Origin of the sequence: Streptomyces barkulensis, from assembly GCF_002843305.1 — a bacterium.
GTDB classification, from domain to species: Bacteria; Actinomycetota; Actinomycetes; order Streptomycetales; family Streptomycetaceae; genus Streptomyces; species Streptomyces barkulensis.
This window is the reverse complement of the sequence record NZ_PGSG01000103.1, coordinates 80,488-103,871: the sequence shown is the minus strand read 5'-3', so window position 1 is coordinate 103,871 and position 23,384 is coordinate 80,488. Positions and strand designations below refer to the sequence as shown.

20 protein-coding genes and 2 tRNA genes are annotated in these 23,384 nt (G+C 72.6%); 9 read left to right on the top strand and 13 right to left on the bottom strand.

Annotation, left to right across the window (positions count from 1 at the left end; translation table 11 throughout):
• Positions 1-11 precede the first annotated feature (11 nt).
• From CUT83_RS21190 to CUT83_RS21175, 4 genes are all read right to left on the bottom strand, one after another.
• Complete coding sequence (locus CUT83_RS21190; protein WP_101257411.1) at positions 12-698, bottom strand: ATP-dependent Clp protease proteolytic subunit; 687 nt, start codon at positions 696-698, stop codon at positions 12-14.
• Between the two features lie 64 nt (positions 699-762).
• Positions 763-1,365, bottom strand: coding sequence for an ATP-dependent Clp protease proteolytic subunit (locus CUT83_RS21185; RefSeq protein WP_101257410.1), 603 nt, complete (start codon positions 1,363-1,365; stop codon positions 763-765).
• Positions 1,366-1,617: 252 nt separating this feature from the next.
• Positions 1,618-3,057 (bottom strand): trigger factor, encoded by a 1,440-nt coding sequence (gene tig / locus CUT83_RS21180; protein WP_101257409.1) that lies wholly within the window; start codon positions 3,055-3,057, stop codon positions 1,618-1,620.
• A 98-nt stretch (positions 3,058-3,155) separates the two neighbouring features.
• Positions 3,156-3,232: transfer RNA gene (locus tag CUT83_RS21175), tRNA-Pro, on the bottom strand.
• 113 nt (positions 3,233-3,345) lie between these two features.
• Between CUT83_RS21175 and CUT83_RS21170 the strand changes: the two genes are divergently transcribed.
• A tRNA-Gly gene (locus CUT83_RS21170) sits at positions 3,346-3,416 on the top strand.
• An 81-nt stretch (positions 3,417-3,497) separates the two neighbouring features.
• Here the strand turns inward: CUT83_RS21170 and CUT83_RS21165 are convergent.
• The gene (locus tag CUT83_RS21165; RefSeq protein WP_093654442.1) at positions 3,498-3,692 is read right to left on the bottom strand and encodes a hypothetical protein; all 195 of its coding nucleotides are present in this window, start codon (positions 3,690-3,692) and stop codon (positions 3,498-3,500) included.
• A 502-nt stretch (positions 3,693-4,194) separates the two neighbouring features.
• On the opposite strand from CUT83_RS21165, the gene CUT83_RS21160 reads away from it, so the two are divergent.
• On the top strand, positions 4,195-5,424 hold the full coding sequence (locus tag CUT83_RS21160; protein WP_240958369.1) for an acyltransferase family protein: 1,230 nt from the start codon (positions 4,195-4,197) through the stop codon (positions 5,422-5,424).
• A gap of 16 nt (positions 5,425-5,440) precedes the next feature.
• Here the strand turns inward: CUT83_RS21160 and CUT83_RS21155 are convergent, their stop codons facing one another.
• Together CUT83_RS21155 and CUT83_RS21150 are read right to left on the bottom strand one after the other, a co-directional pair.
• Entirely contained in the window at positions 5,441-6,205 is a 765-nt protein-coding gene (locus tag CUT83_RS21155; protein ID WP_420882492.1) for an endonuclease V, read from the bottom strand.
• A 4-nt stretch (positions 6,206-6,209) separates the two neighbouring features.
• Positions 6,210-7,364, bottom strand: coding sequence for a PP2C family protein-serine/threonine phosphatase (locus CUT83_RS21150; protein ID WP_173915122.1), 1,155 nt, complete (start codon positions 7,362-7,364; stop codon positions 6,210-6,212).
• A 114-nt stretch (positions 7,365-7,478) separates the two neighbouring features.
• Here CUT83_RS21150 and CUT83_RS21145 point away from each other — a divergent pair, with 114 nt between their 5' ends.
• Positions 7,479-8,708, top strand: coding sequence for a GNAT family N-acetyltransferase (locus CUT83_RS21145; protein WP_240958370.1), 1,230 nt, complete (start codon positions 7,479-7,481; stop codon positions 8,706-8,708).
• 60 nt (positions 8,709-8,768) lie between these two features.
• Here CUT83_RS21145 and CUT83_RS21140 read toward each other — a convergent pair whose 3' ends face one another.
• Genes CUT83_RS21140 through CUT83_RS21130 form a run of 3 tightly spaced genes read right to left on the bottom strand, consistent with a single transcriptional unit; the run spans position 8,769 to position 10,753 of the window.
• Positions 8,769-9,605, bottom strand: a complete 837-nt coding sequence (locus tag CUT83_RS21140) for an Fpg/Nei family DNA glycosylase (protein ID WP_101257405.1) — start codon at positions 9,603-9,605, stop codon at positions 8,769-8,771.
• Positions 9,606-9,629: 24 nt separating this feature from the next.
• Positions 9,630-10,118 (bottom strand): ribose-5-phosphate isomerase, encoded by a 489-nt coding sequence (locus tag CUT83_RS21135; protein WP_101257404.1) that lies wholly within the window; start codon positions 10,116-10,118, stop codon positions 9,630-9,632.
• Positions 10,119-10,144: 26 nt separating this feature from the next.
• On the bottom strand, positions 10,145-10,753 hold the full coding sequence (locus tag CUT83_RS21130) for a biotin transporter BioY (RefSeq protein WP_101257403.1): 609 nt from the start codon (positions 10,751-10,753) through the stop codon (positions 10,145-10,147).
• 312 nt (positions 10,754-11,065) lie between these two features.
• Here CUT83_RS21130 and CUT83_RS21125 point away from each other — a divergent pair, with 312 nt between their 5' ends.
• On the top strand, positions 11,066-12,502 hold the full coding sequence (locus CUT83_RS21125) for an amino acid permease (RefSeq protein ID WP_101257402.1): 1,437 nt from the start codon (positions 11,066-11,068) through the stop codon (positions 12,500-12,502).
• Positions 12,503-12,715: 213 nt separating this feature from the next.
• Here CUT83_RS21125 and CUT83_RS21120 read toward each other — a convergent pair whose 3' ends face one another.
• Positions 12,716-13,363 carry a mycothiol-dependent nitroreductase Rv2466c family protein gene (locus CUT83_RS21120; protein ID WP_101257401.1) on the bottom strand — a complete coding sequence of 216 codons (648 nt, stop codon included), beginning with the start codon at positions 13,361-13,363 and terminating at the stop codon, positions 12,716-12,718.
• Positions 13,364-13,637: 274 nt separating this feature from the next.
• Between CUT83_RS21120 and pepN (CUT83_RS21115) the strand changes: the two genes are divergently transcribed.
• Entirely contained in the window at positions 13,638-16,250 is a 2,613-nt protein-coding gene (gene pepN, locus CUT83_RS21115; RefSeq protein WP_101257400.1) for an aminopeptidase N, read from the top strand.
• Positions 16,251-16,352: 102 nt separating this feature from the next.
• Positions 16,353-17,432, top strand: a complete 1,080-nt coding sequence (locus tag CUT83_RS21110; protein ID WP_165869624.1) for a hypothetical protein — start codon at positions 16,353-16,355, stop codon at positions 17,430-17,432.
• Positions 17,433-17,442: 10 nt separating this feature from the next.
• Here the strand turns inward: CUT83_RS21110 and CUT83_RS21105 are convergent, their stop codons facing one another.
• Positions 17,443-17,814, bottom strand: a complete 372-nt coding sequence (locus CUT83_RS21105) for a helix-turn-helix transcriptional regulator (RefSeq protein WP_101257398.1) — start codon at positions 17,812-17,814, stop codon at positions 17,443-17,445.
• A gap of 117 nt (positions 17,815-17,931) precedes the next feature.
• Here CUT83_RS21105 and CUT83_RS30490 point away from each other — a divergent pair, with 117 nt between their 5' ends.
• On the top strand, positions 17,932-18,483 hold the full coding sequence (locus CUT83_RS30490) for a universal stress protein (protein ID WP_194074723.1): 552 nt from the start codon (positions 17,932-17,934) through the stop codon (positions 18,481-18,483).
• Entirely contained in the window at positions 18,480-19,526 is a 1,047-nt protein-coding gene (locus tag CUT83_RS21095) for a TerC family protein (protein ID WP_101257397.1), read from the top strand. Before CUT83_RS30490 ends, CUT83_RS21095 begins: the two co-directional genes overlap by 4 nt.
• A gap of 114 nt (positions 19,527-19,640) precedes the next feature.
• Here the strand turns inward: CUT83_RS21095 and pepN (CUT83_RS21090) are convergent, their stop codons facing one another.
• Positions 19,641-22,220 (bottom strand): aminopeptidase N, encoded by a 2,580-nt coding sequence (pepN, locus tag CUT83_RS21090; protein ID WP_101257435.1) that lies wholly within the window; start codon positions 22,218-22,220, stop codon positions 19,641-19,643.
• 216 nt (positions 22,221-22,436) lie between these two features.
• On the opposite strand from pepN (CUT83_RS21090), the gene CUT83_RS21085 reads away from it, so the two are divergent.
• Positions 22,437-23,195, top strand: coding sequence for a Clp protease N-terminal domain-containing protein (locus CUT83_RS21085; protein WP_101257396.1), 759 nt, complete (start codon positions 22,437-22,439; stop codon positions 23,193-23,195).
• The last annotated feature ends 189 nt before the right edge of the window (positions 23,196-23,384 follow it).

Here is a 23,384-nt window from a genome sequence, read left to right as displayed (position 1 = left end):
AATCCGCGGGCTCAGCCCAGCCCCACCGAGGTCTTGCGGGTGGAGATGATCTGGTCGATCAGGCCGTACTCCAGCGACTCCTCGGCGGTGAGGATCTTGTCGCGCTCGATGTCCTGGCTGATCTGCTCGATCGACTTGTTGGAGTGCTTGGCGAGCATCTCCTCCAGCTGGATGCGCATCCGCTGCACCTCGTTGGCGGCGATCTCCAGGTCGGAGACCTGGCCCCGGCCGGTCTCACTGTAGGGCTGGTGGATCAGGATCCGCGCGTTGGGCAGCGCCATCCGCTTGCCGGGGGTGCCGGCGGCGAGCAGCACGGCCGCGGCGGAGGCCGCCTGGCCCATGCAGACGGTCTGGATGTCCGGCTTGACGAACTGCATCGTGTCGTAGATGGCCGTCAGCGCCGTGAAGGAGCCGCCGGGGCTGTTGATGTAGACCGAGATGTCGCGGTCGGGGTCCATCGACTCCAGGCACAGCAGCTGCGCCATGACGTCGTTGGCGGAGGCGTCGTCGATCTGCACTCCGAGGAAGATCACGCGCTCCTCGAAGAGCTTGGCGTACGGGTCGTACTCCCGCACGCCCTGCGAGGTGCGCTCCACGAAACGCGGAACGACGTAGCGGGACTCGGCCGACGGCCCGGTGTAGCGGGTCTCGATGCGGTCGTGGATCCCGGCCCCGGGGAAGCTGTGCTGACTGTTCATGTGGCTGTACACCGTTCTGGAGAGATGGACTGGCTGCGGTGTCGAGCTGCGGGGCGTCAGGCGCTCACGCGCCCGTGCCGCCGCCGCCCGGAAGCTGCGTGGCGGAGCCGTAGACCTCGTCGATCAGGCCGTACTCCTTGGCCTCCTGGGCGGTGAACCAGCGGTCGCGGTCGGCGTCATGGGTCCACTGCTCCTCGCTCTGGCCGGTGTGCAGCGCGGACAGCTTGGTCATCTTCTTCTTGGTGCGCAGCAGCTGCTCGGCGTGGATCTTGATGTCCGAGGCCGAGCCCGCCAGGCCCGCGGAGGGCTGGTGGATGAGGATCTCCGCGTTCGGCAGGGCGAAGCGCTTGCCGGGGGTGCCGGCGCTCAGCAGGAACTGGCCCATGGAGGCGGCCAGGCCCATGGCGATGGTCACCACGTCGTTCTTGATGTACTGCATGGTGTCGTAGATCGCCATGCCGGCCGTGATCGAGCCGCCCGGGCTGTTGATGTAGAGGTAGATGTCCTTGTCCGGGTCAGCGGCCAGGAGGAGCAGCTGAGCGGTGATCCTGTTGGCGATGTCGTCGTCGACCGGCTGGCCGAGGAAGATGATCCGCTCGTTGAGCAGCCGGTTGTAGACCTGGTCGCCGAGGCCACCGATGGTCGGCTCGGTGGCGGCGGAAGGCATCGGAAGCGTCACGTGTCCACCTGCTCGTGTACGGACGGCCGCGTCTGCCGCAGGGCCGCCTCTGGGGTCTTCGTCTGTACTTGGACCCTAACGCGCGGGTCCGACTGCGCCATCCCGGTCCGAGAGCTGTTCGCTGTTAGCGCAGGGAGCGTTCCCGCAGGTGGAACGGGCGTGTTCCGCCGTACGTGAACGGGCCCGCACGCGATGTCGCGTGCGGGCCCGTTCGGCCGGTCGTGGGGCGGGCCCCTCCGGTCAGCCCTCGGACTTCTCGCCGCTCTGCCCGGCGGACTCCGCGGAGGCGTCGGCGGGGGCGTCGGCGGAGGCGTCGGCGGTGGACTCCGCGGAGGCGTCGGCGGCCTCGCCGGACTCCTCACCGTCCTCCTCGTCCTCCATGGAGACGGCCTCGCCGTTGGTGTCGGTGACCTTGGCTGCCTCGACGACGACCGCGAGCGCCTTGCCGCGGGCGACCTCGCCGACGAGCATCGGCACCTGGCCGCCCTCGACGACGGCCTGGGCGAACTGGTCGGGGCTCATGCCGGAGGACTGGGCGCGCCGCATGAGGTGCTCGGTGAGCTCCTCCTGGTTGACGTTCAGCTTCTCCTTGTTGACCAGCTCGTCGAGGATGAACTGGGTCCGGATGCCCTTCTCCGCCTGCTCCTTGAGCTCGTTCTCGAACTCCTCCTCGGACTTCTCCTGCATCTTCAGGTAGGTCGCGAGGTCCACGCCGAGCTGCGAGAGCTGGTGGTTGACCAGGTTGTGCTTGCGGGTGTTGATCTCGTCCTGGAGGAGCTTCTCCGGGACCGGGACCTCGACCAGGGAGATCAGCGCGTCGAGCACCTTCTCCTGGGCCTGGGTGGCCTGGTCGTACTTCTTCATCCGCTCCAGGCGCTTGCGGCTGTCGGCCCGCAGCTCCCCGAGGGTGTCGAACTCGCTGGCCATCTGGGCGAAGTCGTCGTCCAGCTCGGGCAGTTCGCGGGCGGAGACGGAGGTGACGTCCACCTTGACCTCGGCCTCGCGGCCCGCGGCGGAGCCGCCCTTGAGCTCGGAGGTGAAGGTCGCGGAACCGCCGGCCTCCAGGCCGGTGACGGCCTCGTCGATGCCGTCCAGCAGCTCGCCGGAGCCGATCGTGTAGTCGATGCCCTCGGCGACGCCGTCCTCCAGGACCTCGCCGTCGACCCGGGCCTCCAGGTCGATCTTGACGACGTCGCCCTCGGCGGCGGCGCGCTCGACGGCGGTGGTGGAGGCGAAGCGCTCACGGAGCTGCTCGACCGACTTGTCCACGTCCTCGTCGGTGACCTCGACGGCGTCGACGGTGACCTCGATGCCGGAGTAGTCCGGGATCTCGATGGAGGGGCGGACGTCCACCTCGGCGGTGAACGCGAGGAGCTCGTTGTCCTTGAGCTCGGTGATGTCGACCTCGGGCTGGCCGAGCGGGCTCAGCTCACCCTCCTCGACGGCGTCCTGGTAGAGCTTGGGAAGCGCGTCGTTGACGGCCTCCTCCAGGACCGCGCCCCGGCCGAACCGCTGGTCGATCACCCGGGCGGGGACCTTGCCCTTGCGGAAGCCGGGCACGGTGACCTGCTGGTTGATCTTCTTGTACGCCGCGTCGAGGCTGGGCTTGAGCTCCTCGAAGGGCACCTCGACAGTGAGCCGAACCCGGGTGGGGTTCAGGGTCTCCACGGCGCTCTTCACGGTCGGTCTCCTTGGGGGCTGACTGCTGGGACTTCGTACTTCTTGTGGGGCGCCCCGCACGCAGACACGACACAGACAGGCGCGTCTTTCATAGTACGTGGTCGGGGTGGCCGGATTCGAACCGACGGCCTTCCGCTCCCAAAGCGGACGCGCTACCAAGCTGCGCCACACCCCGTCCGTGCGACACGTAGAGTACATGCCGTACGATGCGGAGCGTGCCGCACGCGGTTCACGGTCGGCCGGTGGCGATCTGTATGATCTGCCTGCCCCGTGAACGACGGCGGCGCTGCGGGCGTAGCTCAATGGTAGAGCCCCAGTCTTCCAAACTGGCTACGCGGGTTCGATTCCCGTCGCCCGCTCCGACGGAGAACGGCCCGGTCCTCGGTGAGGACCGGGCCGTTCCGCGTATCCGGTTTCCGCGCCCGCTCTCCGGGCGCCGCTCAGAAAGTGATCTGGTTGATCGACTCGGCGAGCGAGTCGAGGAAGCGGTTGATCGACGGGGCGATGCCCGTGGAGGCCAGGAAGAAGCCGAAGAGGATCGCGACGAGCGCGGGCCCCGCCTTCAGTGAGCCGCTGCGCATGAGAACGACCATGATGATCGCCAAGAGCAGCACCACAGACAGTGAAATGGCCACAACTGATCACACCCTCGGTCGCAACGCCTCTGCGCCGGCCACGCCGGCCCGGGGACCCTCCACCGCGCCCCCGGCGTGACCATCGTGCCACCAACTGCCGTGTCAGTGGAGGCAGGTGAAGGAACGGCGGGCTCCGGGCGTGTCAGCGGACCGGGTTCGCCGGAGCGCCTCGCGGGGCGCCGGGCCGGTCGGTGCGGCGTGCACCGGTGTTTCGGATCGGATCTTCCGAGAACATTCCCAATTACTTCACCTTTGGAATTGAGTGGCGGCACACCCCGCGCCGGACGGAGAAACCCCCCTGGGGAAAGAGCGGCACACACCAGGGCGAAAAGTCCGATATGGACGGATTGAAGGAGTGGGTCAATGGAACTTAACGGACACTCTCCGGGAGAAGTCACCGACCGCGGACTGCCCGGAAGACACCGGTCGCAATTCCTTTTCCCGCGGGCGGTGAGGCCTTCCCGGATTTACCTCCGGACGGATTCCCACTATGGTGCGGCAGATGTTCCAAGTCGGCCATGAGCGCTCCCCGCTCCCTCCCGCCGGGCCCGACGCGGCCGTACCCTCCGCGCCGTCGGCGCCGTCCGCACCGTCGGCGCCGGGGACCTCCCGGCCCGGGCCGGGAGGCGGAACGGAAGGAGCCGGGCGGCGGGACGCCTTCTTCGATAACGCCAAGTTCCTGGCGATCGCGCTGGTCGTGGTGGGACACGCCTGGCGGCCGGTGGTCGACGACTCGCGGGCGGTGCTGGCGGCCTACAACTTCGTCTACGCCTTCCACATGCCGGCCTTCATCGTCGTCTCCGGCTACTTCTCCCGCGGTTTCGACCTGCGCCCGAGCCGGGTGCGGCGGCTGGTGGCCGGCGTACTGGTGCCGTATCTGATCTTCGAGACCGTCTACAGCCTGTTCAAGCGTGCGGCGGACTCCCCCGAGCACCCCGTGAGCCTGCTCGATCCCTGGTATCTGACCTGGTTCCTGATCGCGCTGTTCGTGTGGCGGCTGACGACGCCCGTCTGGAAGGCGCTGCGCCGGCCCCTGCCGGTGGCCCTGGGCATCGCCCTGCTGGCCTCCGTGTCGCCCGACATCGGCAACGACCTGGACTTCCAGCGGGTGCTGCAGCTCCTGCCGTTCTTCGTCCTCGGCCTCTGTCTGCGCCCCGAGCACTTCGAGCGCGTGAGGCGGCGCGAGGTGCGGCTGCTGAGCGTCCCCGTGGCCGCCGCGGCGCTGGTCTTCGCCTACTGGTCGGGACCCCGGATGAACTTCGCGTGGTTCTACCACAACAGCAGCGGCCAGGAACTCGGCGTGCCCTGGTGGATCGGCATCGCCATGAACCTGGCGATGTTCGCCTGCTCGCTGGTGCTGGCCGTCTGCTTCTTCGCCTGGGTCCCCCGGCGCCACATGTGGTTCACCGCGCTGGGCGCGGGGACGCTGTACGCCTACCTGCTGCACGGCTTCCTGGCGCAGGCCTCGCGGATCTTCGGGTGGTACGACGCTGTCCCGTGGATCACCACGCCGGCCGGCATCGTCGTGCTGACGATCGGCGCCGCGGCCCTGGCGGCGCTGCTGTGCGGCTCGCCGGTGCGGCGGACGTTCCGGTTCGCGGTGGAGCCCAGGGTGGACTGGATCTTCAGACGCGATGCCGCCGAGGAGGCCCGGCAGCGCACCGCCGTCCCGGCCGAGTCCGCCGAGTCCGCCGGGGCGTCCGGGTCGGCCGGAGCGTCCGGCCCGCGCTGACCGTCCGCCCGGGATCTCACCGCTCCGCGGCGCCGTACGGCTCCCGCGGACCCTGCCTGATCTCCCTCAGGACCCTGCGGCTGAGTCCGTCGGCGCCGCGCGTCGTCTCCGGCAGCCGGTAGCGCGGGGCGAGGCGCAGGGTGTGGGCGCAGGCGTGGTCCAGTCCAATCCCGTGCCCGGCGGAGACGAAGACCGGTCTGACGCCGGGCCGGGTGCGCAGCGCGCGGCCCACGGTCTCGGCCGGGGTGGAGCTCCGGTCCAGCAGCGGCGAGGTGTCGCCCCGCCGCGGTCCCGGCTCGGTGTGGTCGAAGACGAAGGGCGACTTGGCGACCCCGAAGCACGGCAGCCCGGTCAGTACGCCCAGATGCACCGCCAGCCCGGCCCGCCGGGGGTGGGCGTAGCCGTAGCCGTCGCAGACCACCAGATCGGGTGATGTGCCGAGCTTCTCCAGCGCGGCCAGTACCGGCGGCAGCTCGCGGAAGGCGAGCAGGCCGGGGATGTACGGGAAGCGGCTGCGGCCGGTGTGGACGGCCTCCTCCAGGACCTCCAGGCTCTCCGCGTCCAGCACCACGGCCGCCGCGACCAGCAGGTCGCCGTCCTCGTCGTAGGTGACGTCGACCCCGGCGATCCGGCGCGCCTGCCCCGGCGCCGGTCCCGGGCCCACCGGGTCGGCCGCGGCCCGGATGCGCTCCTGCTCGGCCACCGCCTCCGCCTCGGTGACCGGCCACCGCGGCCCGCCGGTCGTGCCGGTCGTGCCGGGCATGCCGACCGCGCCCCCCATGCCGTCAGTCACGGCGGATCAGCAGCAGGGCCCGGTCGTCGTTGACGTCGCGGGCGACGGCCTCGATCAGATGCCAGGCGGCCCCCTCGAAGCCCGCGACGACATAGCGGTCGGCCTCTCCCGTCAGCCGGTCGATGCCCTCGGTCAGCTCCCTCTCGGCGGTCTCCACCAGACCGTCGGTGAAGAGCATCAGGACGTCGCCGGGGCGCAGGCTGCCCTTGACCGGGTCGAACCGGGCGCCGTCGTAGACACCCAGGAGCGGTCCGTCGGCGTTCTTCTCCTCCCAGCGGCCGCTGCCGGCGTTGAGCTGGAGGGCCGGCACATGGCCCGCGGAGAACAGCTCGTAGTCGCCGCTGTCGAGGTCGAGGACGAGGTGGACGGAGGTCGCGAAGCCCTCCTGCCAGTCCTGGCGCAGCAGGTAGTCGTTGGCGGCCGGGAGGAAGGCGTGCGGGGGCAGGGAGCCCAGCAGTCCGCCGAAGGCGCCGGACAGCAGCAGCGCGCGGGAGCCCGCGTCCATGCCCTTGCCGGAGACGTCGGTGAGGACGGCCTCCAGGGTGCGGCGGTCGGGCCCGGTGAGGGTGGCGACGACGAAGTCGCCGGAGAAGGACTGCCCGCCCGCCGGGCGCAGCGCCATCTCCCGGTGCCAGCCCGCGGGCAGCATCGGCAGCTTGCTCTGGACGCGGATGCGTTCGCGCAGGTCGAACAGCATGGTGTTGCCGCGCCGCCAGGGGACGCCGACCCGGCTGCGGAACTGGGCGATCAGCAGCCCGGAGAGCCCGACCGCGCCCACCACCAGGACCGTCCCCGGTGTGACGCGGCCGGGCCCGGCCGTGTACGGGCCGAGCACGGTGGCCTCCACGATCAGGGCGCCGGCCGCGGCGGCGTACAGGACCAGCAGGCTGGCCGGGCGCAGCAGCAGGCCGCCCGCGATGACCGGCAGCACCAGGGCCTCGGGCGCGAACCACAGCGGCTCGGCGGCGGTGGCGTAGGCGAGGGCGGGGACGGTGGCGAGCAGGGCGGCGAAGGCGATCCAGTCGGACCCCTCGCCGCGGAAGTAGTCGACGGCGGAGCGGCGCAGGACGGTGCGGGCCCGGTGGACGGCCTTGCGGGCCTGGTACAACCGGGGCGCGGGGAGGGTCTTGCCCGTGCGACCTGCCATGTCAGGGACCTTATCCACCCGTTCGGGGGTCCGTCGATTCCCGATATGGGGTGACCTGAAACGGTGTTCGATAACCAGTCGCCCGGCTCACGCCTCCCTGATAGGGATGGGCGCATGACGAGTACGGATATGCGGACGCTGAGCCCCGGGGAATGGGACGACTGGTACGGCAAGCTCGAACTCGCCTTCGGGGAGTCCGAGCCGCCGGAGGCCCGGGCGCTGTGGCGGGAGCTGACGGAGTTCGAGCGGTCGATCGCCGTCCGGGACGGGGAGGAGATCGTCGGTACGGCCGGCACGCTCTCCTTCCGCATGTCGGTTCCCGGTGGCGCGATCGTGCCCACCGGCGGGCTGTCGATGGTCAGCGTGGCCGCCACGCACCGGCGGCGCGGCATCCTGACCGCCATGATGCGGCGGCAGTTGGACGACGTACGGGCGGCCGGGGAGCCGCTGGCGGTGCTGACCGCCTCGGAGCCGGCGATCTACGGGCGCTTCGGGTACGGCGTCGCCGCCCGCCACCTGCGCGCGCGGATCGACACGGCCCGGGTGCGCCTGGCGGTGCCGCCGGGTGCGGACGGGATCCGGCTGCGGAACGCCGACCCGGCCGGGTCGTTGGAGGAGTGCGAGAAGCTGTACGCCCGCCTGGTGCCTTCCCGGCCCGGCATGCTGGAGCGGCGCCCGGGCTGGGAGCGGCAGGGGGTGCTGGACCCCGAGGGCTGGCGGGCGGGCGCGTCGGCGCTGCGCTGCGTGCTGGCCGAGGCGGACGGCGAGTTGCGCGGATACGCCCGCTACGCCGTCAAGCCGGAGTGGGACGCGGCCGGGCCGAGGGGCACGGTGGTGGTGCACGATCTGGAGGCGCCGGACCCGGCGGCGTACGCGGCGCTGTGGCGCTTCCTGTTCGGGATCGACCTGACCTCGGCGGTGGAGGCGAGGTCCCGTCCGGTGGACGATCCGCTGCTCCACCTGGTCAGTGACGTCCGGCGGTGCGAGCTCGGTCTGCGCGACCTGCTGCACCTGCGTCCGGTGGAGGTGGGCGCGGCGCTGGCGGCCCGCCGCTACGCGGCGCCGGTGGACGTGGTGCTGGAGGTGGAGGACTCCTTCTGCCCCTGGAACACGGGGCGCTGGCGGCTGACCGGCGACGTCTCGGGCGCGTCCTGCGAGCGCACCGGTGACGCGGCCGAACTGGCGCTGGGCGCGAGGGAGTTGGGCGAGATCTATCTGGGCGGTACGTCCCTGGCCGCGCTGGCGGGCGCCGGACGGGTGCGGGAGCTGCGTCCCGGGGCGCTGGCCGGGGCCGCGACCGCGTTCTCCTGGCCCGTCGCTCCGTGGCTGCCGCACGGCTTCTGACGGCTCGGGCACACCGGTGGGCCCGGTGGGGCGGTCCGCCGGGGCGGGCCCGGCGGCGGGTCAGGGCTTCTGGCAGCCGGGGCACCAGAACAGGTTGCGGGCGGCGAGCGGGGCGGTGCGGATCTCCTCGCCGCAGATGTGGCAGGGCATCCCGGCCCGGCGGTAGACGTACACCTCGCCGCCGTGGTCGTCCACGCGCGGCGGGCGGCCCATGGCCTCGGGGGTGTGCTCGGGCCGTACGGTGTCGATGCGGTTGTTCCGTACGCCCTCGCGCATCAGCCCGGCCAGGTCCGCCCAGACCGCCTCCCATTCGGCCCGGGTGAGGTCCCTGCCCGCCCGGTAGGGGTCGATGTTGTGCCGGAAGAGGACCTCGGCGCGGTAGACGTTGCCGACGCCCGCGACGACCTTCTGGTCCATCAGCAGCGCGGCGACCGTGGTGCGGCTGCGGGAGATCCGCGCCCAGGCCCGCCCGGGGTCGGCGTCGGGGCGCAGCGGGTCGGGACCCAGGCGGCCGGTGACCGCGTCCTTCTCGGCTCCGGTGAGCAGTTCGCAGGTGCTGGGGCCGCGCAGGTCCGCGTGGGCCAGGGGCGCCTCGGCGGTGGCCAGGCGCAGGCGTATCTGCCCGACGGGGGCGGGGGGCGCTCCCCCGCCGAGGGCGAAGGAGCCGTACAGGCCCAGGTGGATGTGGATCCACTCGCCGCCTGCCTCCCCCTCGAAACGCGGGAAGCCGAGGAAGAGGTGCTTGCCGTGGGCGTCGGCGCCGCCCATCGTCCGGCCGTCGACGAGGGCGGCCCCGCCTTCGAACCGGCCCTGGGGGCTGGAGGCGTGGACGGGCCGGCCGCCGAACCTCTCGTCGAGGTCGGCGGCCAGCCGGTGGATGGTGTGGCCTTCCGGCACGGGTGCGGTTCAGTCCTCGCGGGTTCAGTCCTGCTGGGGGTGGTGGGCGGGGACGGGCGGGAGGTTCCCGGTCCGCTCGTACGACGAGAGCATGTCGATACGGCGGATGTGCCGCTCGTCGCCGGAGAACGGGGTGTCGAGGAAGGCCCGCACGAAGGAGACGGCCTCGTCGGTGGTGTGCATCCGGGCGCCGACGCTGATCACGTTGGCGTCGTTGTGCTCCCGGCCCAGCCTGGCGGTCTCCACGCTCCACGCCAGCGCGGCCCGCACCCCCTTGACCTTGTTGGCGGCGATGGCCTCGCCGTTGCCCGAGCCGCCGATGACGATGCCCAGGGAGTCCTCGTCGTCGGCCGTCTGCTCCGCGGCGCGCAGGCAGAAGGGCGGGTAGTCGTCAGCCGCGTCGTAGATGTGGGGGCCGCAGTCGACGGGCTCGTGCCCGGCCTCCTTCAGCCACTGGACGAGGTGGTTCTTCAGTTCGTAGCCGGCATGGTCGGAGCCGAGGTACACGCGCATGGGACGGAAGTCTATTCAGGGCCGGCTCAGGACTTGCGCCCGACCAGCTTCCAGGCCGTGGGGAGGGCTCCCATGGCCAGGGCCGCCTTGAGCGCGTCGCCGATCAGGAAGGGCACCAGACCGGCCGCGACGGCCTGGCCGATGGACATGCCGGTGGCCAGCGCCAGGTAGGGGACGCCGACGGCGTAGATGATCGCGGTGCCCACGGCCATGGTCCCGGCGGTGCGCAGTGCGCCGCGGTCACCTCCGCGGCGGGCCAGGGCGCCGACGGCGACGGCGGCCAGCAGCATGCCGACGATGTACCCGAAGGAGGGCATCGCGGCGCCGGAGGCGCCCTCGGCGAACCACGGCATCCCGGCCACGCCCGCGGCGGCGTACAGGCCCATGGAGGCCAGGGCGCGGCGGGGTCCCAGGCCGGCGCCGAGCAGCAGGGCGGCGAAGGTCTGGCCGGTGACGGGGACGGGCGAGCCCGGCACGGGGACCGCGAGCTGCGCGGCCAGCCCGGTGAGCGCGGCGCCGCCGAGGACCAGCGCCACGTCGCGCAGGCGGGCGCGGGCGGCGGTGGAGGCGGGCAGGACGTCGGCGAGGACGGCGCCCGGGCGGACGGTGGCTGTGGTGGTGGCAGAGGTGCTCATCACGGCTCCGGTCTCGTGAGGACTTCGGGGGACGCCCCGACGTTAACCGACGTTAGCGCCGAAGCCCCCGTGAGATTGGCGACAAAGAAGGGCAGGTCCAGCTTGTGGGGGGCGACTGGAGGGCGCCTGGAGCGGCGCGTGCCGACGGCCGGCGCCGGCGGCCGGCGCACGGAGCGGCCAGGGTGTCCGCATATCGGACAGTGGGGCGGGGGACGTTGCCGCGGACCGGGTCGGACGCCCACACTGGCCGAGTGCGGAGTCAAGTGTTCCGCTTTCCTTCCCCTCCCCGATCCCCTGGACGGCACCTTCCCCATGTCCGGCACGCCCGATGCGAAGACCACCGCCTCCCCCCGCCGGGAGGCGGACGGCACCGAGCACTCAGCCCTCTCCCACGGTCTCAAGCAGCGCCATCTGTCGATGATCGCCCTCGGCGGCGTGATCGGCGCCGGCCTCTTCGTCGGCTCCGGTGCGGGCATCGCCGCCGCGGGCCCGTCCATCGTCCTGGCCTACGCCGCCTCCGGACTGCTGGTGATGCTGGTGATGCGGATGCTCGGCGAGATGTCCGCCGCCCACCCCGCCTCCGGTTCCTTCTCCGTGCACGCCGAGCGCGCGATCGGCCCGTGGGCCGGCTTCACCGCCGGGTGGATCTTCTGGGTGCTGCTGTGCGTGGCCGTCGCCGTGGAGGCGCTGGGCGCGGCGACGATCATGACGGGCTGGCTTCCGGGTACCCCGCAGTGGCTGTGGGTGGCCGTCTTCATGGCGGTGTTCACCGGCAGCAACCTGCTGGCCGTGCGGAACTTCGGCGAGTACGAGTTCTGGTTCGCCGCGCTGAAGGTCGCCGCGATCGTCCTGTTCATCGTCCTGGGCCTCGTGGCCGCCTCGGGCCTGCTGCCCTCCACCCCCTCCCCCGGTCTGGGCAACCTCACCGGGCAGGGCGGCTTCCTGCCCAACGGCGTGGAGGGCCTGGTCGTCGGCCTGCTGGCCTCGGTCTTCGCCTACGGCGGGCTGGAGACGGTGACCATCGCCGCGGCCGAGTCGAAGGACCCGGTGCGGGGTGTGGCCAGGGCCGTGCGCACGGCGATGTGGCGCATCGCCGTCTTCTACGTCGGCTCGATCGCGGTGATCGTCACGCTGATCCCCTGGGACGACGAGTCGGTGCTCTCCGGCCCGTACGCCGCCGTGCTGGACCACATCGGCGTCCCGGCCGCCGCCGAGGTCATGAACGTGGTGGTGCTGGTCGCCCTGCTGTCGGCCATGAACGCCAACGTCTACGGCGCCTCGCGGATGGCGTACTCGCTGGTCGCCCGGGGCGAGGGCCCGGCCTTCCTGGGACGGGTCGGCGGCGGGGTGCCGCGCCGGACGGTGCTGGCCTCGGCCGCCTTCGGGTTCTTCGCCGTGCTGCTGAGCTTCTGGTGGCCCGACACCGTCTTCGCCTGGCTGCTGAACATGGTCGGCGCCGCCGTGCTGGTGGTGTGGGGCTTCATCGCCGTCTCCCAGCTGATCACCCGCCGCAGGCTGGAGCGCGAGGCGCCGGAGCGGCTGGTGGTGCGCATGTGGCTGTTCCCCGCGCTGACCTGGCTGTCGCTGGCGGGGGTGGCCGCGGTGCTGCTGCTGATGCTGCGCGAGGGCGACACCCGCACCCAGCTCGCCTTCACCGCCGGGCTCACCCTGGCCCTGTCGGCGGCCGGGCTGGTGCGGCAGCGGCGGGCCGCGGCGAGGGCGGCCGCCCGGGCGGCGCGCGAGCGGTAGCCGCCGCGCCTGCGTACGCTCCGGCGCGCGCTGTTGCCCCGCGCGCTGTTGTCCGCAGCGCCGGGCCCGCCGCTGCCGTACGTGCCGCCCGCCGCCCGCGCGGTCGTCTTCTCAGCCTTCGCGTGCCACGGGCGGCGGGCGGCACGGAAGGTCCCCGCCCATGGACGGGGACCGGGGGCGCGGGGACGGGGACCGGGGGCGGGGACCGGCGGCTCAGTCGAACTTCGGGTCCTCCGTGCGGGTCCGCTTCAGCTCGAAGAAGCCGGGAGTGGAGGCCACCATCAGCGTGCCGTCCCACAGCCGGGCCGCCGCCTCGCCCTTGGGCGCCGGGGTGACGACCGGGCCGAAGAAGGCCGTCTGCTTTCCGTCCGCACCCGGTACGGCGATCACCGGGGTGCCGACCTCCTGGCCCACCAGACCGATGCCCTCCTCGTGCGAGGCGCGCAGCCGCTCGTCGTGGACGTCCGTGTCGGCCGCGTCCGCCAGCTCCCCGGGAAGGCCGGCCTCCTTCAGCGCGTCCACGATCGTGGCGCGCTCGTTGGGCAGGCCCCGGTTGTGGAAGCGGGTGCCCATGGCGGTGTAGAGCGGGCCGAGCACCTCGGGGCCGTGCTTCTGCTCGGCGGCGGTCAGCACGCGCACCGGGCCCCAGCCGGCCTCGATCAGATCGACGTACTGCCGCGGCAGCTCGTCCAGCCGGTTCTCGTTGAGCACCGACAGGCTCATCACGTGCCAGCGCACCTCGACCGGGCGGACCTTCTCCACCTCCAGCATCCAGCGGGAGGTCATCCAGGCCCACGGGCAGATGGGGTCGAACCAGAAGTCGGCCGGGGTCCTGCTCGCGGTCTCGGACGTCTCGGGCATGCGGGTCTCCTCGTCGGACGGATCGTGCGGGTCTTCTTGTCGCGGACACGCGCCACGGACGGCGGCCGTCGCGCGGACGGCCGCCGGGGTGCCTGGTGGGAACGCCCGGGGGCCGCGCGGTGATTCCCGGCCCGGGCCCGCACCGCACAACCCGCACCGCACGGCCCGCACCGGCTGCCCGTCCGACCGGCCGGTCGACCGGCTGCGCACCGGCGCACGGCCGCATGAAATCCTGGCCCTTCGTTGTCGAGACGCGAGACGAGGGAGTCACGCCGTGCCCGGTGAGAATCTGACCCGTGACGAGGCCCGGGAGCGCGCCCGGCTGCTGACCGTGGACGGGTACGACGTCGCGCTCGACCTGTGCTCCGCGGTCGGGCCCCACCCCGGGGACGGCCCGCGCACCTTCCGCTCCACCACCACCATCCGCTTCCGCTGCGCCGAGCCGGGCGCCTCGACCTTCGCCGACCTGCTGGCCCCGGCGGTCGCCTCGGTGACGCTCAACGGCCGCGAGCTGAACGTGGACGAGGTGTTCGACGGCACGCGCGTCGCGCTGGACTCCCTGGAGGCCGAGAACACCCTGACCGTGGACGCCTGGTGCGCGTACAGCCGCACCGGCGAGGGGATGCACCACTTCCTCGACCCCGAGGACGGGGAGACCTACCTCTACACCCAGTACGAACCGGCCGACGCCCGCCGGGTGTTCGCGAACTTCGAGCAGCCCGACCTCAAGGCGCCCTTCGCCTTCACCGTGACCGCCCCCGCGCGGTGGACGGTGCTGAGCAACGGCGCGCGCACCGGTGAGCCGGAGCCGGCCGGGGACGGCGCGGCCGTCTGGCGCTTCGAGGTGACGAAGCCGATCTCGACGTACATCACCACCGTCGTGGCCGGCCCCTACCACCACGTCACCGACGTCTACCGGCGCGAGCTGCCCGGCGGCGGCGAACTGGTGATCCCGCTGGGCGCGCTGTGCCGCAGGGGGCTGGCCCGCCACTTCGACGCCGACGAGATCTTCACCGTCACCAAGCAGGGCCTGGACTTCTTCCACGACCACTTCGACTACCCGTACCCGTTCGGCAAGTACGACCAGGCGTTCGTGCCCGAGTACAACCTCGGCGCGATGGAGAACCCGGGCTGTGTGACCTTCCGCGAGGAGTTCGTCTTCCGCGGCAAGGTGACCGACGCCTCCTACGAGGGGCGGGCCAACGTCATCCTGCACGAGATGGCGCACATGTGGTTCGGCGACCTGGTCACCATGGAGTGGTGGGACGACCTGTGGCTCAAGGAGTCCTTCGCCGACTTCATGGGCTCCTTCTCGATGGTGGAGGCCACCCGCTTCACCGACGGCTGGATCACCTTCGCCAACCGCCGCAAGTCCTGGGCGTACCGCGCCGACCAGCTGCCCTCCACCCACCCGATCACCGCCGACATCCGGGATCTGGAGGACGCCAAGCTCAACTTCGACGGCATCACCTACGCCAAGGGCGCCTCCGTCCTCAAGCAGCTGGTGGCGTATGTGGGGCGTGACGCCTTCCTGGAGGGCGCGCGGCGGTACTTCAAGCGCCATGAGTGGGGCAACACGCGGCTGGAGCACCTGCTGTCGGTGCTGGAGGAGACCTCCGGGCGCGACATGGGCGAGTGGGCGCGCGCCTGGCTGCAGACGGCCGGGGTCAACTCCCTCACTCCGCAGGCCACTTACGACTCCGCGGGCCGGATCACCGAGCTGGCGGTCGTCCAGGAGGCGGCCGAGGAGTATCCGGTGCTGCGCCCGCACCGGGTGGCGGTCGGCCTGTACCGGCGGCGGACCGCGGGGGGCGCGCTGGAGCGCTACGCCCGCGCGGAGGTGGACGTCACCGGCGTGCGGACGGTCGTGGAGGAGCTGGCGGGCGCCGAGCGCCCCGAGCTGATCCTCGTCAACGACGACGATCTGACGTACTGCAAGGTCCGCCTCGACGAGGCGTCCCTGGACACCCTCCGCTCCCACCTGGGCTCGGTCACCGACAACCTGGCCCGCGCGCTGTGCTGGTCGGCCCTGTGGAACCTCACGCGCGACGCGCTGATGCCCGCCCGCGACTTCCTCGACCTGGTGCTGCGCTTCGGCGGCCGGGAGTCCGACATCGGCGTGGTGCAGATGCTGCACGCCTGGGCGCGCGCCGCCCTGGTGCACTACGTCGCGCCCGAGTGGCGCGAGGAGGGCGCGCGGCTGCTCGCCCAGGGCGCGCTGCGGCATCTGCGGCAGGCGGAGCCGGGCGGCGACCACCAGCTCGCGTGGGCGCGGTTCTTCGCCGCCGTCGCGCACGACGAGCACGACCTCCAGGTGCTGGACAGGATGCTGGAGGGCACGGGCCGGATCGACGGGCTGGAGGTCGACCAGGAGCTGCGCTGGACCTTCCTGGAGACGCTGGCCTCCCAGGGGCTGGCCGACGAGGGGCGGCTGGCGGCCGAGCTGGTCCGCGACGACACCGCCTCCGGCAAGCGGCACCAGGTGCGCTGTCTGGCCGCGCGGCCGTCGGCCGAGGTCAAGGCGCGGGCGTGGACGGACGTGGTGGACTGCGACCGCCTGTCCAACGCGCTGGTGGAGGCGACCATCTCCGGCTTCGACCAGCCGGGGCAGCGGGAGCTGCTGGCGCCGTACGCGCCGCGGTACTTCGAGGTGATCGAACGGGTGTGGGCCGAGCGCTCCATCGAGATCGGCATGTCGGTCGTGCGCGGCCTGTTCCCGGCGCTCCAGGACGACCAGGACGTGCTGGAGCGGACGGACGCCTGGCTGGCCGCGCACGAGGGGGCCGCTCCCGCGCTGCGGCGCCTGGTGCTGGAGGCCCGCGACGACACGGCGCGGGCGCTGCGGGCGCAGCGCCGCGACGCGGCCGCCCATGCGGCGGGGAGCTGATCGGCGCTCGAACGCCCGTACTTTAGGACGGGTGTGTCCGCGTTCGTCGACGGGTGTGTAACAGAGGTTGGCGGGCGGAACGCGGGCGGGAATCGCGGGGACATGAGCCATGAGACCCCCGTGTCCCCCCGCCCCGTCCGCCGTCTGTCGCACGTACGCCGACGGGTGGTGACGGCCCGCACGCTGCGCGAGCACGGCGTGTCGGCCGCCGCCGCCGGTGAGCGCTGCCGACCGGGCGGGCCCTGGCGGATGCCGCTGCCCGGTGTCTATCTGCTGCACCCCGGGCCGCCGACCGGCGAGGAGCGGCTGCACGCGGTGCTGCTGTACGCGGCGGGGGCGGACCGCGTGCCGGGGCAGATCTCCCCCGGTTCCGCCGGTTCCCCCGGTTCCGCCGGCCGCCCCGCCGTCCGCGAGACGCCGGCTGCGGTGATCACCGGGCCCGCCGCGCTCGCCCTGCACGGCTTCTCCTCCACGCCCCCGTTGTCCGCCCTGGAGCACATCGACGTACTGGTGCCGCACACCCGGCGGCTGCGCCCGGCCGGGTGCGCCCGCGTGGTGCGCACCCGCCACCTCCCCGTACCCGAGGAGATCACCGGCCTGCCCGTGGCCCCGGTGCCCCGCGCACTGGCCGACACCGCAGCCCGGACCGGCGACGCGGTGGCGGTGTGCCGGATGCTGACCGAGGCGGTGCGCGGCGGCCACTGCGAGGCGCGGGCCGTCGTCCGCGAGCTGGCGCGGGCCCGGCTGCTGGGCCGCCCGCATCTGGCGGACGCCGTGGACGCGCTGCTGGCCGAGAGCCGGTCGGTGGCCGAGAGTCTGCTGTACGGCCTGGTCCGCGCCCACGGTCTGCCCGAGCCCTGCTGGAACGTCGACCTCCGGCTGCCCGGCGGCCCTCACCTCGGCGGGGTGGACGCCTACTGGCCGGAGCAGGCCGTGGCCGTCGAGATCGATCTCCGCGACGGCACGGAGGCGCGGGGCGGCGCAGGTGCGCGGGGCGGCACACGCCCGCCGGCGTACGCCCGCAAGCGCGAGCGGCTGCGGGGGCAGGGCGTCACGGTCGTCCACGTCACCGCGGCCGCGCTCCGCGACCGCCCCGCGCGGCAGGCCGCCGTGGTCCGCACCGCCCTGGTGACCGCGCCGGAGCGCGGGCCGGTCCCGTACGTGGAGGTCCTGCCGCGGTGAGCACCGGTCCTCAGGCGCCGGAAGCCTCCCGCCCCTCCCCCTCCCGGGACACCGCGGCCCGGGAGGCGGGGGCGGCCGGGGAGTCCTCGCGGTGGAGGAAGGTGTCGAGCAGGTCGCCGACGGGGTGGTCCGCCTCCGAGGGGTGGCGCAGGGCGACGGTGGGGTCGACGGTGTAGCGGTTGCGCCTGCCGACCCGGGTGCGGCTGAGGTATCCGGCGGCCTCCAGGTCGGCGACGATCGCCTGGGTCGCGCGCTCGGTGATGCCGATGGACGCCGCGACGTCCCGCAGCCGGACCTCGGGGTCGCGGGCGATGTGCAGGAGCACGCGGGCGTGGTTGGTGAGGAAGGTCCACCGGTCGCCGCGGGAGGGGGAGACGGTCATGCCTCCATCGTACGATCCACGCTTCGCATGTCACCCATGGAAGGACGCTCCAGGATTAGCGAAAAACTTTTCACGTAATCATTGACGCGGTTCTCTTTTCGGGTGACTCTTGGGCATATGACCGTTTCAGCGCAGGAAGGCGGATCCGCCGTGACCGCGCCGCACCTCCCGCCCCGACCGATCGCCGCCGTCCTCACCGACCGTCTCGACGACATCGCCGTCGCCGACGCCGCCGTGCGTCTGGCCGGGATCCACCGGGCGCCCCTGCTGCTGGTGGCCGTACTGCCCGCACACGTGGACGACCGGGCCGCCGGGCGGGCGGGCGCCGCCGTCCTGGCCAGGGTGCTGCCCCGCCTCGGACGGGCCGGCCTGGGCCACATACCCACCGCTCACCGTCTGCCGCCGCGCCACGGCACGCGGCTGCGGACCGCCGCCGGTGTGGTCGCCCTGGCCCGCCGGAACCGCTGCGACGCGGTGGTAGCCGCCCGTACCGGCCCCGCCGGAGTCGACGCCGCCGCACTGCGGGAGGCCGCCGCCCTCCACGGCGGCCCGCCGGTGCACACGGCGGGCCGCGCGCCCTGGGCCCCCCTGCGCGGCACCGCGCCGACCCCGCCGGCCCCGCCGACCCGGTCGAACCCGCCGACGACGGAAGGAACCCGATCCCGTTGAACGACCCGTCACTGGCCGTCCCCCTGTGGGTGTGGGCCGCCCTGACCCTGGGCATCGCCGCGATGCTCGCCGTCGACCTGCTCGCCCACCGCGACAACCATGTGATCGGCTTCCGTGAGGCGGCCGTCTGGAGTGCGGTGTGGATCGCCGCCGGCCTGGGCTTCGGCCTCGTGCTGTGGGCCTGGCAGGGCAGCGACACCGCCGGCACCTACTACGCGGGCTACCTGATCGAGAAGGCCCTCTCGATCGACAACGTCTTCGTCTTCGCCCTGGTCTTCTCGTTCTTCGCCGTTCCCGAGGCCTACCAGCACAAGATCCTCTTCTGGGGCGTGATCGGCGCGCTCGCCGCCCGGCTGGTGTTCATCTTCGTCGGGGCCGAACTGCTCCAGGTCTTCTTCTGGACCGCCTACCTCTTCGGCGCGTTCCTGATCTGGACCGGCTGGAAGATGGCCTTCTCGCACGACGAGGAGGTCCACCCGAACCGCAACCCGCTCGTGCGGCTGGTGAGGAAGGTCGTCCCGACCGACTCCCGGTACCACGGCGACCGCTTCTTCGTCCGGATCGACGGGCGCCGGGTGGCCACCCTGCTGTTCGTCGCGCTCGTCGCGATCGAGGCCACCGACCTGATCTTCGCCATCGACTCGGTCGCCGCCGTCCTGGCCATCACCACCGACACCTTCCTGGTGTGGACGGCCAACGCCTTCGCCGTCCTCGGCCTGCGCAGCCTGTACTTCTGCCTGTCCGGGCTGCTGCGGCGCTTCACCTACCTCCACTACGGGCTGGCGTTCCTGCTCGTCTTCGCCGGCATCAAGCTGATCCTGTCCGAGACCCCCGTCGGCAAGCTCCCCATCCCCGTCACCCTCGGGGTCATCGCCGCCGCCATCGCCGTCTCGATCGGCTGGTCCCTGGCGGCCACCCGCTCCGGGGACACCGACGGCGACGGAAACGGGGACGGCGACGGGGAAGGTGACAGGGGAGGCGACGGGGGGAGCGCGGAAACATCCGGCGAGACCGCCGCGCCGCGCGGCGCCGCGTCCGGCTGAGAGACCCCAGAACCCCCGGATACACCGGGAAGGGGGCGGTGCCCGCGCCTCCAGTGCGCGGGCACCGCCCCCTTCGTGGCTCCCGGATCGGCTCCCGGAGCGGCTCCCGGAACGTCAGACGGCCGCCGCCGCGTCCGCCGCCCGCGCCTTCAGCGCCCGCTCGACCCCCGCGCGCGACTCGGTCACCAGGCGGCGCAGGGCCGCGCTGGGCTCGGCCGACTCCAGCCAGGCGTCCGTGGCCCGCAGCGTCTCCTCGGACACCTGCAGGGTCGGGTAGAGGCCGACCGCGATCTGCTGGGCCATCTCGTGGCTGCGCGACTCCCACACGTCCTTGAGCACGTCGAAGTACTTCGCGGTGTACGGGGCGAGCAGCTCGCGCTGGTCGGTCTGGACGAAACCGCCGATGACCGACTCCTGCATGGCGTTGGGCAGCTTGTCGGACTCCACGACCGAGGCCCACGCCTGCGCCTTGGCCTCCTGCGTCGGCCGGGCCGCCCGCGCCGCCGCCGCGTGCCGCTCGCCGGCCGAGGTGCGGTCGCGCTCCAGCTCGGCCTCGATGGCGGCCTCGTCCGCGCGCCCGGTGGCCGCGAGGCGGTGGAGCAGTGCCCAGCGCAGCTCGGTGTCCACCGTCAGGCCCTCGATCTCCTGGCCGCCGTCCAGCAGTCCGGCGACCAGGCCGAGCTGCTCGTCGGTGCGGGCGGTGTCGGCCAGCGCCCGCGCCCAGGCGAGCTGGTGGTCGCTGCCGGGCCCGGCCGTGCGCAGCCGCTCCAGCGCGGCCTCGGACCAGCGCAGCAGCCCGGCCTCGCGCCAGCTCGGGGCGGCGTACAGGTCCAGGGCCAGCTTGACCTGCCGCTGGAGGGACTGGACGACGCCGATGTCGGACTCCTTGCCGATGCCGGAGAGCACCAGCTCCAGGTAGTCGCGGGCGGCCAGCTCGCCGTCGCGGGTCATGTCCCAGGCCGAGGCCCAGCACAGGGCGCGCGGCAGCGACTCGGCGAAGTCGCCCAGGTGGCCGGTGACGGTGGCCAGGGACGCCTCGTCGAGCCGGACCTTGGCGTAGGACAGGTCGTCGTCGTTGAGCAGGACCACCGCCGGGCGGCGGGTGCCGGCCAGTTCGGGCACCTCGGTGCGCTCGCCGTCCACGTCCAGCTCGACCCGGCCGGTGCGCACCAGCTTCCCGTCCTCCAGCTCGTAGGAGCCGACGGCGATGCGGTGCGGACGCAGCAGCGGCTCGCCCTTGGCGCCCGCCGGCAGGGCCGGGGCCTCCTGGCGCACGGCGAAGGAGGTGATGACGCCGCCTTCGTCCACCTCGATCTCCGGGCGCAGGACGTTGATGCCGGCCGTCTCCAGCCACGCCTTCGACCAGATCTTCAGATCCCGGCCGGAGGTCTCCTCCAGGGCGGTGAGCAGGTCGGTCAGACGGGTGTTGCCCCAGGCGTGCCGCTTGAAGTACGTCTGCACGCCGCGGAAGAAGGCGTCCTGGCCGACGTAGGCCACCAGCTGCTTGAGGACGGAGGCGCCCTTGGCGTAGGTGATGCCGTCGAAGTTGACCAGGACGTCGTCCAGGTCGCGGATCTCGGCCATGATCGGGTGCGTGGAGGGGAGCTGGTCCTGGCGGTAGGCCCAGGTCTTCATGGAGTTGGCGAAGGTCGTCCACGCGTGCGGCCAGCGGCTGCCGGGGGCGGCGGCCTGGCAGGCGATGGAGGTGTAGGTGGCGAACGACTCGTTCAGCCACAGGTCGTTCCACCACTCCATGGTGACCAGGTCGCCGAACCACATGTGGGCCAGCTCGTGCAGGATCGTCTCGGCCCGCACCTCGTAGGCGGCGTCCGTCACCTTGGAGCGGAAGACGTACTGGTCGCGGATGGTGACGGCGCCCGCGTTCTCCATCGCGCCCGCGTTGAACTCGGGGACGAAGAGCTGGTCGTACTTGGCGAAGGGGTAGGGGTGGTCGAACTTCTCCTCGAACCAGTCGAAGCCCTGGCGGGTGACCTCGAAGATCGCGTCCGCGTCCAGGTGCTCGGCCAGTGAGGGGCGGCAGTAGACGCCCAGCGGGACGCTGCGGCCCTCGCCGTCCTCCCAGCTGCTGTGCACCGAGTGGTACGGGCCGGCGATCAGCGCGGTGATGTAGGAGGAGATGCGCGGGGTCGGCTCGAAGCGCCAGACGTTCCCGCCCTGCCCTCCGTCCTTCGGGGTGGGCGAGTTGGAGATCACCGTCCAGCCCTCGGGGGCGGTGACGGTGAAGGCGAAGGACGCCTTCAGGTCGGGCTGCTCGAAGCAGGCGAAGACGCGGCGGGCGTCGGGCACCTCGAACTGCGTGTAGAGGTACGCCTGGTCGTCGACGGGGTCGACGAAGCGGTGCAGGCCCTCGCCGGTGTTGGTGTAGGCGCAGTCGGCGACCACGCGCAGCTCGTTGCGTCCGGCGGCCAGGCCGGGCAGGGCGATGCGCGAGTCGGCGAAGGCCTCGGCGGGGTCGAGGGACTCGCCGTTGAGGACGATCTCGTGCACGGCCGGGGCCACCAGGTCGATGAAGCTCTCCCGGGCCTCGCGCGCGTCGAACCTCACCGTGGTGGCCGAGCGGAAGGTTCCTCCCTCCTGCGCGCCGGAGAGGTCGAGCTCGATCTCGTAGGAGTCCACCTCGAGCAGACGGGCCCGCTCCCGCGCCTCTTCGCGCGTGAGGTTCGTACCAGGCACCTGCGTCATCTCCTTCGTATGGCCGGGTTCTCGGGTTTCCGGCCATCCTCGCACGCCCGCTCCGGGGAACGTGGTGGCCTTTTCCCGCCGGTACCTGCGGCGATGTGCCGTGACGGCGGGGACACCGGCGGAGCGCCGCACCCTCCACGAGGGCGCTCGGCCGAAAATCGTCAACCTCAAGTTGACGGAATCGGATCGTCAACCTAAGGTTGACACATGGAGAATCCGACGCCCGTCACGGGCACCGTCCGCCTCGACGACCTGATCGAGGGCATCAAGCAGACCGAGTCCGACGTCCTGCGGCAGCTGTCCACCGCGGTCCTCACCGCGGAGCACCTCGGCGAGGTGGCCGACCACCTGATCGGCCACTTCGTGGACCAGGCCCGGCGCTCGGGCGCCTCCTGGACCGACATCGGCCGGAGCATGGGCATCACCAAGCAGGCCGCCCAGAAGCGCTTCGTCCCCAAGGGCTCCGCACCGGACCTGGACCCTTCCCAGGGGTTCGGCCGGTTCACCCCCCGCGCCCGGAACGCCGTGGTGGCGGCGCAGAACGAGGCCCGGGCGGCGGGCCACGGCGAGATCCGGCCCGAGCACCTTGCCCTGGGCCTGCTGAGCGAGCCGGACGGGCTCGGCGCGAAGGCCGTCACCGCACAGGGCCTGACGGCGGAGGCGGTCCGGGAGGCCCTCACCGCGGCGCTCCCGCCCGCGGCCGGCGAGGCGCCCGAACTCGTCCCGTTCGACGCGGGGGCGAAGAAGGCGCTGGAGCTCACCTTCCGCGAGGCGCTGCGGCTGGGCCACAACCACGTCGGCACCGAGCACATCCTGCTGGCACTGCTGGAGCTGGAGAACGGCGACGGGCCGCTGAGCGGCCTGGGCGCCACCAAGACGGCCGCCGAGGCGTACGCGGCCGAGGCGCTGGCCGCGTTCGCGGCCTCACGGGGTGGCTCCCAGCCGGAGGCGGCCCCGCGGGAGTGAGCGGAGAGGGCGAAAGCGGGAGGCCGGGAGGTGAACTCCCGGCCTCCCCGGTGAACGCACGGCCGGCGGGACATGACGGATGCGGTCCCCGGTGATCCATGCCCCCTGTTCGGCGCCGTACGTTCGCACGCCGTTGGAACGCGGGTCACCGCGGCTGCCGACGATCCCCGGTGGGTGGGGAACGCCCCG

Coding starts and splice junctions, on each gene's coding strand:
- CUT83_RS21190 (WP_101257411.1), bottom strand. CDS start 698: ATGAACAGTCAGCACAGCTTCCCCGGGGCCGGGATCCACGACCGCATC.
- CUT83_RS21150 (WP_173915122.1), bottom strand. CDS start 7,364: ATGGCAGGTCGCACGGGCAAGACCCTCCCCGCGCCCCGGTTGTACCAG.
- CUT83_RS21145 (WP_240958370.1), top strand. CDS start 7,479: ATGACGAGTACGGATATGCGGACGCTGAGCCCCGGGGAATGGGACGAC.
- CUT83_RS21085 (WP_101257396.1), top strand. CDS start 22,437: ATGGAGAATCCGACGCCCGTCACGGGCACCGTCCGCCTCGACGACCTG.
- CUT83_RS21130 (WP_101257403.1), bottom strand. CDS start 10,753: ATGAGCACCTCTGCCACCACCACAGCCACCGTCCGCCCGGGCGCCGTC.
- CUT83_RS21120 (WP_101257401.1), bottom strand. CDS start 13,363: ATGCCCGAGACGTCCGAGACCGCGAGCAGGACCCCGGCCGACTTCTGG.
- CUT83_RS30490 (WP_194074723.1), top strand. CDS start 17,932: ATGACCGTTTCAGCGCAGGAAGGCGGATCCGCCGTGACCGCGCCGCAC.
- CUT83_RS21155 (WP_420882492.1), bottom strand. CDS start 6,205: ATGGGGGGCGCGGTCGGCATGCCCGGCACGACCGGCACGACCGGCGGG.
- CUT83_RS21185 (WP_101257410.1), bottom strand. CDS start 1,365: ATGCCTTCCGCCGCCACCGAGCCGACCATCGGTGGCCTCGGCGACCAG.
- CUT83_RS21105 (WP_101257398.1), bottom strand. CDS start 17,814: ATGACCGTCTCCCCCTCCCGCGGCGACCGGTGGACCTTCCTCACCAAC.
- CUT83_RS21160 (WP_240958369.1), top strand. CDS start 4,195: ATGTTCCAAGTCGGCCATGAGCGCTCCCCGCTCCCTCCCGCCGGGCCC.
- CUT83_RS21110 (WP_165869624.1), top strand. CDS start 16,353: ATGAGCCATGAGACCCCCGTGTCCCCCCGCCCCGTCCGCCGTCTGTCG.
- CUT83_RS21135 (WP_101257404.1), bottom strand. CDS start 10,118: ATGCGCGTGTACCTCGGCTCCGACCATGCCGGCTACGAACTGAAGAAC.
- CUT83_RS21125 (WP_101257402.1), top strand. CDS start 11,066: ATGTCCGGCACGCCCGATGCGAAGACCACCGCCTCCCCCCGCCGGGAG.